Source organism: Streptomyces sp. NPDC088124 (genome assembly GCF_040685895.1).
Classification (GTDB): Bacteria; Actinomycetota; Actinomycetes; order Streptomycetales; family Streptomycetaceae; genus Streptomyces.
On sequence record NZ_JBFBJB010000076.1, the window covers coordinates 1 to 15,725 of the forward strand.

General features: G+C 73.8%; 13 protein-coding genes. 1 reads left to right on the forward strand and 12 read right to left on the reverse strand.

The window, feature by feature from the left end; translation table 11 throughout:
- Window positions 1-1,538: protein kinase (locus AB0P17_RS38445; protein WP_365818843.1), on the reverse strand; the 1,538-nt coding region annotated here is incomplete at its 3' end.
- A gap of 298 nt (window positions 1,539-1,836) precedes the next feature.
- Between AB0P17_RS38445 and AB0P17_RS38450 the strand changes: the two genes are divergently transcribed.
- Window positions 1,837-3,396, forward strand: coding sequence for an ATP-dependent DNA ligase (locus AB0P17_RS38450; protein ID WP_365818845.1), 1,560 nt, complete (start codon window positions 1,837-1,839; stop codon window positions 3,394-3,396).
- 95 nt (window positions 3,397-3,491) lie between these two features.
- On the opposite strand, the gene AB0P17_RS38455 is transcribed toward AB0P17_RS38450, so the two are convergent.
- The 11 genes from AB0P17_RS38455 to AB0P17_RS38505 form a co-directional block, all read right to left on the reverse strand.
- Window positions 3,492-4,538, reverse strand: a complete 1,047-nt coding sequence (locus AB0P17_RS38455) for a phosphatidylinositol-specific phospholipase C domain-containing protein (protein ID WP_365818847.1) — start codon at window positions 4,536-4,538, stop codon at window positions 3,492-3,494.
- A gap of 401 nt (window positions 4,539-4,939) precedes the next feature.
- The gene (locus AB0P17_RS38460) at window positions 4,940-5,152 is read right to left on the reverse strand and encodes a hypothetical protein (protein ID WP_365818849.1); all 213 of its coding nucleotides are present in this window, start codon (window positions 5,150-5,152) and stop codon (window positions 4,940-4,942) included.
- Window positions 5,153-5,253: 101 nt separating this feature from the next.
- Complete coding sequence (locus AB0P17_RS38465) at window positions 5,254-7,206, reverse strand: NAD-binding protein (RefSeq protein WP_365818917.1); 1,953 nt, start codon at window positions 7,204-7,206, stop codon at window positions 5,254-5,256.
- A 197-nt stretch (window positions 7,207-7,403) separates the two neighbouring features.
- Window positions 7,404-8,567 (reverse strand): NAD-dependent formate dehydrogenase, encoded by a 1,164-nt coding sequence (locus AB0P17_RS38470; protein WP_365818851.1) that lies wholly within the window; start codon window positions 8,565-8,567, stop codon window positions 7,404-7,406.
- 101 nt (window positions 8,568-8,668) lie between these two features.
- Entirely contained in the window at window positions 8,669-9,688 is a 1,020-nt protein-coding gene (locus tag AB0P17_RS38475) for a LysR family transcriptional regulator (protein ID WP_365818853.1), read from the reverse strand.
- A 130-nt stretch (window positions 9,689-9,818) separates the two neighbouring features.
- A complete protein-coding gene (locus tag AB0P17_RS38480) occupies window positions 9,819-11,786 on the reverse strand; it encodes an ABC transporter permease (protein WP_365818855.1) in 1,968 nt (655 codons plus the stop codon).
- 11 nt (window positions 11,787-11,797) lie between these two features.
- On the reverse strand, window positions 11,798-12,610 hold the full coding sequence (gene modA, locus AB0P17_RS38485; RefSeq protein ID WP_365818857.1) for a molybdate ABC transporter substrate-binding protein: 813 nt from the start codon (window positions 12,608-12,610) through the stop codon (window positions 11,798-11,800).
- Between the two features lie 73 nt (window positions 12,611-12,683).
- Window positions 12,684-13,079 carry a helix-turn-helix transcriptional regulator gene (locus AB0P17_RS38490; RefSeq protein ID WP_365818859.1) on the reverse strand — a complete coding sequence of 132 codons (396 nt, stop codon included), beginning with the start codon at window positions 13,077-13,079 and terminating at the stop codon, window positions 12,684-12,686.
- A gap of 129 nt (window positions 13,080-13,208) precedes the next feature.
- The gene (locus tag AB0P17_RS38495) at window positions 13,209-14,375 is read right to left on the reverse strand and encodes a methyltransferase (protein ID WP_365818861.1); all 1,167 of its coding nucleotides are present in this window, start codon (window positions 14,373-14,375) and stop codon (window positions 13,209-13,211) included.
- 78 nt (window positions 14,376-14,453) lie between these two features.
- A complete protein-coding gene (locus AB0P17_RS38500; RefSeq protein WP_365818863.1) occupies window positions 14,454-14,708 on the reverse strand; it encodes a hypothetical protein in 255 nt (84 codons plus the stop codon).
- Between the two features lie 4 nt (window positions 14,709-14,712).
- Window positions 14,713-15,597: a TetR/AcrR family transcriptional regulator gene (locus AB0P17_RS38505; RefSeq protein ID WP_365818865.1), complete on the reverse strand. Its 885-nt coding sequence runs from the start codon at window positions 15,595-15,597 to the stop codon at window positions 14,713-14,715.
- Between the last annotated feature and the right edge of the window lie 128 nt (window positions 15,598-15,725).

Sequence of the window (15,725 nt, forward strand, 5' to 3'; positions counted from 1 at the left end):
GTGTCGGCGTGGTCGGGGCCGATGGTGCGCTCCCGGGCGGCGAGGACCGCCGTGAACACCTCGTGGGCCTCGAAGTACCGGCCGAGCTGGCCGAGCACGTACGCCGTCTCCTGGCGCGCGGCGAGCGTCTCCGGGTGGTCGGGGCCGAGGGTCCGCTCGCGGCCCTCCGCGACGCGGGTGAACTCGCGCAGCGCGTCCGCGGTGCGGCCGGTCCTGCTGAGGGTGAAGCCGACCTCGTAACGGCTGCCGAGGGTGTCCGGGTGGTCCGGGCCGAGCGTGTGCTCGCGTTCGGCGGCGACCGCGCGGTGCACCTCCCCCGCCTCCTCCCAGCGGCCCAGCCGGCCGAGGCTGAGACCGGCGTTGTGTCTGCTGGTCAGAACGGCGAGCTGGGCCGGCGGCGGGGTGGGCCGTCCGGTGGCGGACGGCCCGGGTCCGGGGTCCCCGGCGCGCGGGCCGGTCGCGGTGGTCCACTCGCCGGTCAGCCCGGCGGTGTGGTCGGGCGGGGTGGGCCGCAGGTCGGCGAGGCCGATCGCCTTGTGTCCCGTGGTCATGGCACGGGACCAGGACGGCAGGGGCGCTCCGTCGGGGCGCGTCGTCCCGTGCCCGCCCACGGGGTGGGCGGCCGTGCCCGCGCCGGGGCCGCCGAGCGCGGGGGAGCCGTAACCGCCCGGTTCCGGGCCGAGCCCGGAACCGGCCCGGGCGGCGCTGATCCGGCGGCGGAGGTCGCCCGCGTCGGCCGGGCGCTCCTCGGGGGTCTTGGCCAGCAGGTCGAGGACGATCCCGTCGAAGAACGCGGGCAGTTCCGAGCGGTGGCCGCTGGGCGCCTCGGGGACGGTGTCGCGGTGGCCGACCAGCACCGACCACGCGTCCTCCAGGTCGAACGGCGGGGCGCCGGTGGCGATCTCGTAGAGCACGCACCCGAGCGAATAGAGATCGCTGCGGTGGTCGACCTGGCCGCCGGCGATCTGCTCGGGCGACATGTAGTGCGGGGTCCCCATGGCGATGCCCGTGCCGGTGAGGCGCGAGGTGAAGCCGATGTCACGGCCGAGGCGCGCGATGCCGAAGTCGCAGATCTTCACGGCGCCGCTGGTGAGCCGCATGATGTTGGCGGGCTTCAGATCGCGGTGGACGATGCCCTGTTCATGGGTGTACGCGAGCGCGTCCGCGACCTGCTCGGCGATGTCGACGACATCGGGCACCGGCAGCGGGTTGCCGTGCTCCGTCAGGAGCTGGCTGAGGTTGCGGCCCTCCAGCAACTCCATGACGAGGTAGAGGACGCCGTCGTACTCGCCGAAGTCATGGACGACGGTGACGCCCCGGTGCTGGAGCGCGGCGGCGACCCGGGCCTCGCGGCGGAACCGCTCGCGCATGATGCGGGTGAAGGAGTCGTCGCGCTGCGGGCCGAGCGGTTTGAGGCATTTGACCGCGACCTGCCGACCGAGCGACTCGTCGCGTGCCCGCCAGACCTCGCCCATCCCGCCGCGTCCGATGAGATCGAGCAGCCGGTAACGGCCCTGGATCAGCATGCTGTCCGCCATCGCGTGCTGTGGCCCCCCGTCACTCTCGCTGCGCCCTCCCCGGCCCGTCCAGTATGGCGGCCCTGGCCTGGAGTGTGTACGGGTCGGGGCATGTGTCGGGCCCGCGCCGCGCCGCCGTCCCGGTCCCGCTCATGGCCGTCGCCTCCCCTGCGCCGTGGTGCCGCCACGGTGATCCGCCGACGGTGCGCCCAGGTTATCGCCGCGCGAGGGGTGCGCCCGCCGCACCGTGCTCCGCCCGTCAGGAACGGCGGACCTCTCCTGACGGGCGGAGCCGCGTCCGGCGTTGCAGGATGGCAGCATGCTGCTGGCACCGCTCGCCCGTGTCTCCCGGGAGGTCGCCGAGAGTTCGGCGCGGACCCGGAAGATCTCGCTGCTGGCCGGCGTCTTCCGGACGGCCGGTCCGGGGGACGTGCCCGTCGTCATCCCGTATCTGGCGGGCCGTCTGCCCCAGGGACGGATCGGGGTCGGCTGGAACGCGCTGAAGGACCCGCCGCCGCCCGCGGGCCGGGCCACGCTGACCGTGCACGGGACCGACGCCGTGTTCACCGAGCTCGCGGCCGTCGCCGGGGCCGGGGCCCAGGGAGAGCGACGGCGGCTGGTACGGGAGCTGCTGGGGGCGGCCACCGAGGAGGAACAGCGGTTCCTCGTGGGGCTGATCTCCGGCGAGGTGCGTCAGGGCGCGCTGGACGCGGTCGCCGTCGAGGCGCTCGCGCAGACGGCGGGCGCCTCCCCGGCGGCCGTACGGCGGGCGGTGATGCTGGCGGGCTCGCTGCAGCCGGTGGCCGAGCGGCTGCTGGCCGAGGGTCCGCACGTACTGGAGGAGTTCCTGCTGACGGTGGGCCGCCCCGTCCTGCCGATGCTCGCCCAGAGCGCGACGAGCGTGACGGAGGCGGTCGACCGGCTCGGGGAGTGCGTGGTGGAGGAGAAGCTCGACGGGATCCGGGTACAGGTGCACCGGAGCGGGTCCACCGTACGGATCTTCACGCGCACGCTCGACGAGATCACCGGCCGGCTGCCGGAGGTGAGCACGGCGGCGCTGGGACTGGACGGCGACCGGTTCGTGCTGGACGGGGAGGTGATCGCGCTGGACGAGCGGGGCAGGCCGAGGCCGTTCCAGGAGGTCGCGGGCCGGGTCGGGTCGCGTACGGACGTCACGTCGGCCGCGGCGGCGGTGCCGCTGTCGCCGGTCTTCTTCGACGTCCTCGCGGCCGACGGCGAGGATCTGCTCGATCTGCCGTGCGCGGACCGGTACGAGGTGCTGGCACGGCTGGTGCCCGAGCCGATGCGGGTACGGCGGCTGGTCGTCCCGGGCGGCGGCGGGGCGCCCCTTGACGCGGGCGCCGGGGAGGAGTTCCTCCGGGAGACCCTGGACCGGGGGCACGAGGGCGTGGTGGTGAAGGCGCTCGACGCCCCGTACAGCGCGGGCCGCAGGGGCGCCGGCTGGCTGAAGGTGAAGCCGGTGCACACCCTGGATCTCGTGGTGCTGGCCGCCGAGTGGGGCCACGGCAGACGGACCGGGCGGCTCTCCAACCTCCATCTCGGCGCGCGGCGGGACGACGGCTCGTTCGTGATGCTGGGCAAGACGTTCAAGGGACTGACGGACGCGATGCTGGAGTGGCAGACGGACCGGCTGCGGGAACTGGCGCTGCGGGACGACGGGTTCACCGTGACCGTACGTCCGGAACTGGTCGTGGAGATCGCCTACGACGGGCTGCAGCGGTCGTCCCGCTACCCGGCCGGGGTGACGCTGCGCTTCGCGCGGGTGGTGCGCTACCGGGAGGACAAGACGGCGGAGCAGGCGGACACGGTCGGGGCGGTGCTGGCGGCCCACGGCCGGTCCCCGCGCCGGCCGGACTGAGCGGCCGGGCGGGCGCCGCGGCCGGGCGGCCTCGGGAACCGGTCCGGCCGGGCTGGGCGGCCCGGTTCGCGCGGGCGACCGCCCCGACGGGGTGCCTACCGGTCCGCCGTGCCGCGCGGGACCACCGACGCGAGTACGGACGGCAGCGCGCGCCAGTCCGCCGAGATCAGGCTCGCGTCGCGCTGCGCCAGCAGCGCCAGCCGGTCGCGGGCCTGCTGCTCGGTGGGGTTGGTGCCGTCGATGGCGGGCGCCACGTTGTGCGCGTCCGTCATCAGCAGGAAGTAGTTGCGCCGGCTGTACCAGGAGGTGTCGATGGTGCCCGCCGCGTACGCGGCCGCGTCGCCGTCGAAGAAGACGAACCAGGGCCTGAGCGTCACGTCCGCGTACCGGGTACGGGGATCTCCCGCCGCGGCCTTGTGGACGGCCGGGAAGGCCGCGGCCTCGCCCAGCCGGCCGGCCGCCTTGAGGTCGCGCAGGTACATGGCGTACTCCCGGTCGGTCCACAGGGTGTCCAGCGGGTTCTGCTCCTCCACGGTGCCCGGGATGAGTTCGACGATGAACTTCCCCGCGAGCTGCGCGCGCGTCGGCCAGGCACCGGCCTGGGCCGCCTGGTCGAGATCGGCGTGGCCGCCCGCCAGATCGGCGGGACGGTAGAGCGCGTCGCCGAGCCTGCTCGTCAGCAGCGCGTCGAGGGCGGCGGGGCCCCGGCCGCCCTGGCCCTGGAATCCGTCCTTCATCTCCAGCTTGAGCACGATCGGGCGGTGGCCCGGGTTGGCGTCGTGCCAGACCTTGATGTCGGCCAGGCAGCCCGGCAGGTCGCGGTTGCGCGTCCTGGTCCGCAGTTCGCCGGTGTTGGCCGCGTTGACGCAGTTGTTGTCGTTGCCGATCGGGTTGGAGTGCGACACACGCCAGGAGGCGCCGTACACGTTGGTCCACACGTCGAGTTCGAGCATTCCGGCGCCGGAGTCCAGCGCGTCCGCGAAGTACGGGAACGTGGCCTTCTCGTAGGCGTTGTGGACACCGACCCCGGTGCCGGAGGGGTAGGGCAGCTGGTCGGTGCCGACGGCGCCGGCCGGTGTGGCGACGAGGGCGAGCACGGCGGCGGCACCGGCCGCCAGGGTCGTACGGAGGAGCTTGGCCATATCCCTGGTTCCTCTCGGCATGCATGTCTTGGGCATGTCAACAGAGAGGGAGCGTAAGGGAGTTCGGTGACGTGCGGGAGGACATCGGGCCTACGGACACGATCGCCGGGGCGACGGACGGTGTGGCGCCGGCAGTGCGGCAAGGTGGTGTGACGCGGCGGGGCTACGCGGCGGTGTGGCGGGCGGCGACACCGGCCGCACGCGACGGCGCGCCCCGCCGCGCCGTCGCGGTGGGGCGCGCCGGGGTGATGGGCGCGTGGCGGGGTGGGTGCCGCACGGTACGGCTGCCGCACGGCACACGTCTCGGAGCCCAGGGCCCACCGCCCACCGCTCGGGGCTCAGGGCTCAGGGTTCAGGGCTCAGGGCTCGCTCACGTACGCACCGGAGCGGCCGGCCCGTCGTTACGGAAGCTGCTCCTCGATGGCCGCCCGTCCCCGCTCGGCCAGCTTGCGCCGGGCCCAGGCGAGACTCTCCGGGGTCAGATCGCGGCCCGAGGCGAGCACGAGATCCTCGGCCGTCACCTCGTCACCGGCACCGGTGTGCAGCAGCCGGTCCGGGGTCGCGCTCTCGATCTCGAACGGGATCTCGGGCTGCGCAGCGGACTCTTCCTTCATGCCGCCTCCTCGTTCGTCCGGTGGGGCCATTGTCGTGCGCTCCGGGCCCGGCCGCATCCCCGGTCAGCCCGGCCGCCCCCGGTCAGCCCGGCCGCCCCCGGTCAGCCCGGCTGCCCGGGGTCCGGCGCGGGCCGGGCCCGTGCCGTGTGCCGGCGCCCGAGCAGTTCGGCGAGGCCGCGCCGGGTGGCGGCGAGGACCACCCGGTCCCTGGCGTGCAGCACGTATCCGGGGTGCAGATCCCAGACCAGCCCCGGCGGCCGCCGCCCCTCGGGCCCGGGCCGGGTGTCCGCGAGGTCCGGCACCCGGTCCCCCGGGTCCGCCGTGTCGAGCGCGATGACCCGCCAGGCGCCGGGCCGGAACACCTCCGCGACCGTGCGCCCCTCCAGCCGGGGGTGGCCCGCGACGTCGATGGCGGCCACCAGCAGCACCCGGCGCTCGACCGGGATCGCCCCGAGGATCTGGCGTCCCATCATCGCGATGGCGAAGGCCGGGGCGGCCAGGGTGGAGACGCTGCGGCTGCGGGTGAGCGCCCGGGGGTGGGCCGCGCGCAGGGTGCGGTAGACGGCGGTCGCGAAGTCGTCGTCGTACAGCCGCAGGGCCACTCGCAGGTCGGGGGCGACGGAGCGGGCGTAGAGCGTGGCCTCCAGGTTGGTGGTGTCGACGCTGGTGAGGGCGAGCAGGGCGTGCGCGCGCTCGATCTTGGCGGCTTCCAGCACACCTTCCTGGGTCACGTCGCCCAGCACGGTCGGGATCCGCAGGCTGCGGGCGAGGGCGATGCCGCGCGCCTCGGGGTCCTCCTCCACACAGACCACGGGGATGCCCAGCTCGCGCAGGCCGACGAGGACGCGGGTGCCGACCTTGCCGAGGCCGAGCAGGACGACATGGCCGGAGAGGCCGCGGGGCGGGCGGCGCAGCGACGAGGCCGTACGGAACGTGCCGAGCGCCTCCAGGACCGCGGCGAGCACCACGGGCAGCAGCAGAATCCCGGTGACCATGGCGAGGAGCTGCATGACCTGCCGGTTCACCGGCTCGCCGACCGCGGGGTCACCGATGGCGAAGAGGTCGAGCAGCGTGAGGTAGAGGGCGCCCAGCGGCCGGACGCCGGTGGCGATCCACGAGGCGACGGCCAGCGCCAGCACCGCGGCGATGATCCCGGCGAACGACCAGCGCAGCCGACGGGAGAAGAGCGAGGAGAGCGGGGCGCCCCGGCGGCCGAGCCGGCGCGGCGGCAGATCGGGTCCGGCGTGGGACACCGCCTCCAGGACGACCGTGCCGCGCCCGGTGGCGGCGGCGGCGCTCGCGTCGTCGGGCAGCAGCTGGGGCGCTTCCTGGCCGCTGTTCTCCGAGCCTTCGGTACCCGCCGGATCGTTGGTGGTGGCCGAGAGGAGGGCGAGGGTGCAGAGTCCGGGGTCGGCGACCCGGCCGGGGCCCGGCGGGTTGCGCTCCACGGCACGCAGCAGCAGGCCGTCGGCGCGGATGACCTTGCTGGTGCCCGCGACCGCGGTGGCCGCCAGCGCGGGCGCGGCCGTGTCGGCGTCGGAGAGGACCGTGGTGGTCGCGTCGAGCGCCGCCGGGTCGAGGCCGGGGACCGCGACGGCGGCGGCCTGGTCGAGGAGTTCTTCGAGGTGCTGACCGAGCTTGCGGTTGTAGAGCCGGATGACCAGGCGCAGTTGGGGGTTGAGACGGCGGGCGGCGAGTGCGGCCCGGATGTTGATCTCGTCGTCGTCATGGACGAGGGCGAGGGCCGCCGCCTCCGTCACCCCGGCCTCCTCCAGGGCGTCCTCGTCGAGTTCCGGGATCTCCAGGACCCGCGGCCCGCTCGAAGCCCCGCCGGGGCCGTCGTCCGCCGGGTCCGGCAGGGTCGCCGCCGTACGGGCCATGGCCGCCGACATCCGGCCGAAGAAGGCCGAGGCCCTGCCGAGTCCGGCGACCGGGGCGGGCGGCAGGCGGGAGGCCCGTACGGGCGGCACGACCAGGGTGACCTGTTCGCCGTAGACGTGGCGCAGCTCGCCCGCCAGCCGGTGGACAAGGGTGTCGTCGCCGCAGACGATCATGTGGCCCGCCGCGGAGCCGTGGGGTACCTGGTGAGGAAGTGTGGGCACCGCACCAGTGTGCCGCGCCCGTGTTCGGGAGGAGCACAGCCGTCCCGGCCGGGGGCGCGGCCGGGACGGCTGATTCCGGGTCACATCACGTCGTCCCGCGCATTGCTGATGGTACGTCCGGTCCAGTTGGCCGTCAGGCTTCCCCGGTCTCAGGTCCCGGTGACGGAGTAGGAGTGTGCCCCCGCCCCGGCCAGCGCGCCCTGGTCGACGATCAGGTACTCGTCGCGCAGCGGTGTGCCCGCGAACCAGGACTCCAGGATCTCCCGGGTGCCCGCGGCGTAACGGGCCTGCGCCGAGAGCGAGGAGCCGGAGATGTGCGGGGTCATGCCGTGGTGCGGCATGGTCCGCCAGGGGTGGTCGGCGGGGGCGGGCTGCGGGTACCACACGTCTCCGGCGTACCCGGCGAGCTGTCCGCCGCGCAGCGCGCGGTCGACGGCGTCCCGGTCGGCGATCTTCGCGCGGGCGGTGTTGATGAGATAGGCGCCGCGCTTCATGGTGGCGATCATCTCGTCGCCGAACAGCCCCTCGGTCTCGGGGTGGAGGGGCGCGTTGATGGTGACGACGTCGCAGTGCGGCACCATGTCGGCCGCGCTCGCGTGCCAGGTGAGGCCCAGCTCCCGCTCGACGGATTCGGGCAGCCGGTGCCGGTCGGTGTAGTGGAGCCCCACGTCGAAGGGGGCGAGGCGGCGCAGGACGGCGAGTCCGATGCGGCCCGCGGCGACGGTGCCGACCTGCATGCCCTCCAGATCGTACGAGCGGGCGACGCAGTCGGCGATGTTCCAGCCGCCGTCCAGGACCCACTGGTGGGAGGGGAGGTAGTTCCGTACGAGGGAGAGCGTCATCATCACCACGTGCTCGGCGACGCTGATGCTGTTGCAGTACGTGACCTCGGCGACGGTGATGCCCTTGGCGATGGCGGCGTCGAGGTCGACGTGGTCGGAGCCGATGCCGGCGGTGACGGCGAGTTTCAGCTTCTCGGCCTTCGCGATGCGTTCGGCCGTCAGATAGGCGGGCCAGAAGGGCTGCGAGATGACCACGTCGGCGTCGACCAGTTCCCGGTCGAAGACGGACCCGTCCCGGTCCTTGTCCGACGTGACGACCAGAGTGTGGCCCTGGGACTCCAGATAGCCGCGCAGCCCCAGTTCGCCGGAGACACTGCCGAGCAGTTCGCCCGGGGTGAAGTCGATGGACCGGGGGGTGGGCGCGGTCTGGCCGCCGGGGTAGTGGTCGATGCGGGGAAGGCCGTCCCGCGCGTAGGACTTCGGCGGGCCGTCCACCGGGTCGTCGTACAGCACACACAGCACCTTTGCCATGACTGCGGCTCCTCATCCGTTGCAGCGGGAAGGTGTCTTCACCATCCCGGGCCCCGGGAGCACCGTCAAAGCGAACTTTCCTATGCCGGGATAGCCCTGTCCTATCCCGCCTGTCCCGCCTGTCCCGCCTGTCCCGCCTGTCGCCACGGCTGTCCGGGCGGAGTGTCCCCCGGTGACCGGGCCGACCGGCCGGCGGGGTGCAGATAGGTGTCCAGCAGCCGGTCGAGCGCTTCCCGTACGCCCGCCTCCCGGGCGGTGTCCAGCAGGGCCCTGGCGAGGACGGGTTCGGGGGTGCGGTCGGCGATGACGAGGCCGACGCGGGGGCCGTGCGCCGGGTGCTCCAGCGGGATCACCCGCATCCCCTCGGGGACGCCGAACATGTGCAGCCAGGCGTGCGAGATGACGCTGGACCAGCGGCCGGCCGTGAGGTGCGCGTACAGCCCGGCGACGGAGTCGGTCTCGATGGCGGGGGCCACGGCGGGCACCCCGTCGGCGGCGAAGTACTCGTCCATGATGCGGCGGTTGCGCATCTGCGGGGAGAGCAGGCACAGCGGCTGCTCCGCGATGCTCGCCCAGCGGACGAGCGAGTGGCCGGACAGGGGGCCGTCGTGCGGGGTGAGCAGCAGATACCGCTCCTCGTACAGCGGGGTCCTGCGGACCTGCCCGAGGCTGTCGTCGTCCAGATAGGTGAGGGCGATGTCGAGTTCGAACGCGGCCAGTTTCCGGGCGATGTCCCGCGAGGAGAGCGAGTCGAGCGAGACCCGGGCGCGTGGATGGCGTTCGACGAAGGGGGTGGTGAGCAGGGAGGCGGCGGTGAGCGCGGTGGGGATGGCGCCCAGGCGCAGGGTGCCGGCGAGGCCGCCGCGCATCGCGGAGAGTTCATGGCGCAGGGCGTCGCGCTCGGCGAGGATGCGGTGCGCCCAGAGCAGCACCCGTTCGCCCTCGGGGGTGAGCCCCTCGAAGCGGCGGCCCCGGCGGACGATGGGCACGTCCAGTTCGTGTTCGAGCTTGCGGATGGCGGCGGAGAGCGAGGGCTGGGAGACGTAGCAGGCCGCCGCGGCGCGCGCGAAGTGGCGTTCCCTGGCGAGGGCGACCAGATACTCCAGCTGACGCAGCAACACCGCTCGCTCCCCTGCTCGTACGCCCCGCCCTCACTCTGTCAGGTCCCGGGCGCCGGAGGAACGGCGCTGACGGGCGCCGCGGGCCCGGCGGCGCCCGGGGCACGGCGCGGCGACGGGCCCGGGGGCCGGGTCACAGCGGTACGAGGGTGACTTCCGTGGCCTTGACGCCGGTCCAGACCGAGGCACCGTCGGCCAGGCCGAGTTCGGCCGCCGCCTCGGGGGTGATCTCGGCGACCAGGTCGGGGGCCTCGTCCGAGGAGATCAGGACGCGTAGCCTGCTGCCGAGGGCGGTGATCTCCCGGACCGTGCCGGGCCAGACGTTGCGCGGGCTGCCGCCGGGTCGCTGCCGGTGGACGGAGACGGCCTCCGGGGCGATGATCGCCAGGGCCCGCGAGCCGGCCGGCGACGGCTCGGCGACCACCAGCCGGCCCCCCGCGTCGAGGGTGAGGCCGTCCGGCCCGAAGGCGCCGGGCCAGGCGTTGCGGCCGAGCATCCGGGCCACCCAGGGCGACCGGGGGTGCCGGGTCACCTCGGCGGGCGGGGCGTCCTGGAGGACGCGCCCCTCGTCGAGTACGAGGACCCGGTCGGCGAGGGAGACCGCCTCGACCGGATCGTGCGTGACGATCAGACAGACCCCGCCGAAGCCGTCGAGATGGCCGCGCAGGGTGTGCCGTACCTGGGCCCGGGTGGTCTGGTCGAGCGCGGCCAGCGGTTCGTCCAGGAGCAGCAGCCGGGGCCGGGTGGCCAGCGCGCGGGCGAGCGCGACGCGCTGCGCCTGGCCGCCGGAGACCTGGTGGGGCTTGCGGCCGGCGAGGTGCCCGACGCCGAGGCGGTCGAGCCAGTGCTGTGCGGTACGGCGGGCCTCCGCGCGGGGTATGCCGCGGGCGCGCAGCCCGTACGCCGTGTTGGCGAGGGCGCTGAGGTGCGGGAAGAGCGCGCCGTCCTGCGGGACCCAGGCGACACCCCGGCGGTGCGGCGGCAGGGCGGTGACGTCCAGTTCACCGAGGCGCAGCTCCGCGTGGGCGCGGGGGGTGAGGCCGAGGAGTGCGCGCAGCAGGGTGGTCTTGCCGGCGCCGTTGGGTCCGACGACGGCGATGGTGGTGCCGGGTTCGGCGTCCAGTGCGAGCTGGTTGAAGCCGCTCACCTCGGCGTGCAGCCGCCACCGCTCCGGGGGCTCTCCGGGCGCGGCGGCCTTGCCGTCGGCCGGGGCGGCCGACGCGGCGGTGGCGGCCGGGGCCGCCCGGGACTCTCCCGTACCCTCGCCGCCCGGCAGTGGTCCGCGCCCCCGCGAGCGGTCCGGCGCCTGGCCCGTCCAGCGGCCCCGCAGGGCGATCAGCACGGCCATGGCGATGGCGAGCAGCAGCAGGGAGACGGAGGTGGCGGCCTCCGGCGAGTCCTGGAGCAGCAGATAGACCTGGAGCGGCAGGGTCTGCGTGGTGCCGGGCAGGTTCCCGGCGAAGGTGATCGTGGCGCCGAACTCGCCGAGCGCGCGCGCCCAGGTCAGCGCGGCGCCCGCGGCGAGCCCGGGCGCGACCATCGGCAGGGTGACGGTGCGGAAGACCCGTACGGGCGAGGCGCCCAGCGACGCGGCCGTCTCCTCGTACGCGGGCCGCAGCCCGGCGAGGGTGCCTTCGAGACTGATGATGAGGAACGGCATGGCGACGAAGGTCGAGGCGACCACGGCGCCCGAGGTGTGGAACGGCAGGGTGATGCCGAAGGTGTCCTCCAGCCAGGGCCCGAGCAGCCCGCGCCGGCCGAAACCGAGCAGCAGCGCCACACCGCCGACGGTCGGGGGCAGCACCATCGGCAGCAGGACAAGGGTGCGGACGAGGGTCTTGCCCGGGAAGTCCACCCGGGCCAGCAGCCAGGCGAGTGGCACGCCGAGCAGCAGCGAGAGCGCGAGCGACCAGAAGGAGACGAGCAGGGACAGTTTCAGCGCCTGGACCACGCCGGGGCTGGTGAGATGGGTGCCCAGCTCGCCCCAGGTGGTCCGGGCGAGAATGCCGATCAGGGGCAGCAGCAGGAAGGCGACGGCGAGCAGCGCGGGCAGTGCCAGGGCGACGGGGGCGCGGAGCCCCCGTACGCGGGAGTGGCTCATCGGGGCCCCGGTTACGGCTGCTGGAAACCGGCCGCCTGGAGGATCTTCTGCGCCTCCGGGCCGCTGAGCCAGCTGACGAACGCGGCGGCGGCGTCGGCGTTCTCGGACGTCTTGAGCGTGGCGGCCGGGTACTGGGCGATCGCGTTCTGCGCGTCGGGGATCTCGACGGCGTCGACCTTGTCCGTCGCGGTGGCGGCGTCGGTCTTGTAGACGATGCCGGCGTCGGCCTCGCCCAGCTCGACCTTGCTCAGCACGGCGCGGACGTTCGGCTCCTGCGAGACCGGCTTCACGGTGACCTTCTGCGCGTCCAGCACCTGCTTGCTGTAGCGGCCCACGGGCACCTCGGGAGCGGCCAGGACGACCTTCAGCTTCGGGTCGGCGAGACCCTTCAGGTTCTCGATCCTGTCCGGGTTGCCCTCGCCGACGGCGATGACCAGGCGGTTCTTGGCGATGACCGTCGGGGTGCCGGTGTCGCCCCGCAACCCGTCCATGGTCTTGGTGTCGGCGGTGACCAGCGCGTCGGCCGGCGCGCCCTGCTCGACCTGCGCGGCCAGTTCCTGCGAACCGGCGAAGGAGAACGTGAGCCGGGTGCCCGGGTTGGCCTTCTCGTACGCGGCGCCCGCCGTCCTGAAGACGTCGGTGAGCGAGGCGGCGGCGAGCACGGTGAGCTGGGCCTTGGGGGCGCCGCCCGGCGAGGCGCCGTCCTTGGCACCGGTGCCGGTGTCCTTCGCGTCGTCCTTGCCACCGCAGGCCGCCAGCGGCAGGAGAAGAGCGGCGGTCACGAACGCGGTGGCGGCGCGGCGGCGGGTGAGGGCGAGGGACATGAGGAGGCTCCTTGGCGGTGGGACGGCGGCGGAGAGGAACGCGGCCGGGAGGGTTCAGACGCGGCCGGAAGGTTCAGACGCGGTCGATGTGCACGCTGGTGGCCTTCACACGGGCGGTGGCCTCCACGCCGACCTCCAGCCCCAGTTCCTCGACCGCTTCCCGGGTGAGCAGCGAGACCAGCCGGTGCGGCCCCGCCTGGATCTCCACCTGGGCCGCGACATCGCCGAGGGTGACGGCTGTGACGATGCCGGGGAACGCGTTGCGGGCCGAGGTGTACGAGACGTCCTCCCCGTCCGGTCCGTTCTGGGCGACCTCGACGGAGAACGCGGCCAGCGCGCGGCCGTCGATGAGACGCCGTCCGCCCTCGTCGCGATGGGTGGCGACCCGGCCCGCGTCGGCCCAGCGGCGGGCCGTGTCGGGACTCACGCCGAGGAGCCGGGCCGCCTGGCCGATGGTGTACGACTGCATGTGCGACAAGATAGGCCGGAGCGCCTAGCATTTACAATTCTTCAGATGAAATGCCCTAGCAGATGCGTGGATACACCGATCACGGACGCGCCGATGCACCGCTACGCCCGACACGGCTGAACGGCCGTCTCAGCGCTTGACGGCCCGCAGGATCACGAACTTCGGATCGCTCGTCACGGTCTCGCAGTTGCCGAAGATCCGACGCAACTTGGTGTGGTAGCCGAGGTGTCGGTTGCCGATGACCCACAGCTCTCCCCCGGTCCGCAGCACCGCGCGCGCCCCGGTGAACATCCGCCACGCCGTCGCGTCGGTGGTCGACTGGTGCGTGTGGAACGGCGGATTGGTCAGGACGAGGTCGGCCGACTCCGCCGGTACGCCGGTCAGGCTGTCGCCGAGGACGAACTCCGCCGCCGTCGCGGCGTCGGCGTTCTTGCGGAAGGTCGCCTCGGCCGAGGCGACGGCCGCGTACGACTCGTCGACGAAGGTCACGGTGGCGTCCGGGTTGCCCAGCGCCACGGCGGTGCCGATGACGCCGTTGCCGCAGCCCAGGTCGATTACCCGCTCGGGCCCGTGGCGCCGCGGGAGGTGCCGCAGCAGGAACCGGGTACCGATGTCGAGCCGTTCCGCGCAGAAGATCCCGGCGTGGTTGACGACCGTACGGCCCGACACGGAGCCGAGTCCTTCGGGCAGCGCGTAGCTGTGCGGCCAGGGGCTGGTGGTCCTGGACCGCCCCGCCGCGGGGGCGCAGAAGATGAGCCGCGCCTTCTTGACGGCGAGGGAGGTCTTCGTGGGGCCGAGGATCTGGTCGAACAGCTTCAGGGTGGACGTGTGGATCTCCGTCACCCGGCCCGTGCCGATGACGACGGTCCCGGGGTGCACGGCGGGCGCCAGCCGGTGGAGCTGGTCCTCCAGCATGGCCAGGCTCTTGGGAACGCGGACCAGCAGGACGTCGATCCGCTCCGGTGGCGTGTCCAGGGTGGACAGCAGCCGCCCGGCGTCCGGGCCGAGACCGGCGCGGCGCAGATTGGCGCGGGTGGCCTGCTGGGTGAGGTACGAGTCGCTGATCTGCACGAGATCGCCGGCGGCCCGCTCCTGGTGTCCGGCGAGCGCGGTGGTCAGCGCGCCCCACCGGTCCCCGACGATCACGACGGTGCCGGAGAGCTCGTCTGCCCCTGCTTCCGCGAGGTGGCGCAGCAGGTACTCGTCGGCGGCGTCCCACGCGCGGAGCGTCTCGCGGGGATGCTCGGGAAATCGGGTGAGGCCGAACTCGCCCCAGGGTGTCGTCAAACGGTTCATCGTGCCCTCAGGCTATCCGCCCGGGAGCGGGCCGTGCGCCGCGCGCGGCCCGCGTGACCGGCCGGGATCCCGCCCCGGTCAGGTGGCGGCCCGGTCGGCCCGGTCCTGGGAGGAGAGTCCCCGGGCCCGGTCCAGGGCCGCCTGGGCCTGGCCGACGCTGAGGACCGCGGCGAACTCCGTACGGGCGATCTCCAGGACCACGTCGGCATCGGCCGGCGGGCGCGGGTGATCGCGCAGGGCGATGTCCGCGGCGGCCTGGGCCAGGAGATCGTCGTCCGGGGACGCCCCGGGCTGGGACATGGTGTGGAGCACTTGGTGCCAGAGTCCGGTCATCGCGTCATTTCCCTTCGTCCGTGGGGGTGGCGTCGGCGGGGGTGGCGTCAGGGGACGTGCCGTCGGTGGGAAGGCTGTCGGCTGATGTGCCATCGGCGGGTGTGCCGTCGGCGGGTATGTCTGTGGCGGGGACGTCTTCGGTGGGGACGTCTTCGGTGGGGATCCCGAGCGTGGCGAGGGCGTGCGGGACGAGTTCGTCGGCCAGCAGTTCCCGGGAGAACGCGGTGGCGTCGCGGGCCCAGTGGGCCACCAGTTCGTTGATGGCCCCGATGAGCGCCACGATGGCGAGGGAGTAGTCGCGGGGCGCGGACTCGCCCCGTTCGACGGCGCGCTCCGCCTCTCCGCTGAGGAAGTCGGACCACAGGCTCCGCCACAGCAGCCGGTGCTCCTCGACCGCGCGGCCGGCGCCGATCACCTCGACGAACGCGATCCGGGTGGCGGCGGGCTCCGCGGTGACGGCGTCCAGATAGGAGCGGGTCAGCGCCGTGATGCGGCCCCGGGCCCCGGCCGACTCCATCCCGGGGTCGCTGAGGACCGTCAGCGCGGCCTCCATGCCGGCGCGCGCGACATCGTTGTGGAGCGCGATGAGCAGCGCCTCACGGCCCTCGAACTCCTCGTAGAACGCGCGGATCGAGACGTGGGCGGTGGCGCAGATCCGCTCGATGGAGGTGGCCGGATAGCCGCGGGTGGTGAACAGGTCGGTGGCGGTCGCCAGCAGCCGCTCGCGGCGAAGGGCCCTGCGCTCCTGCCCCGTGCGGTCCGCTCCCGTGCGGTCCGCTCCCGAACGGTCCTGGCCCACGCGGTCCTGGTCCGCGCGGGTCTCCTTGGCTCTCGTACGGGCGTGCGATGACGACGCCGTCGTGTCCGCGGAATTCCGGCACGGATCCATCCGACCTCCCCGAATCGCCCTGGGAACACACGGTGTTGTCACCGGTAGGAGCGCTTGTCGAGCATGCCACGCGCCACGGGCCGACACGCCACGTTCCACGAATGCGCGCGAAACCGCAAAAATGTCCG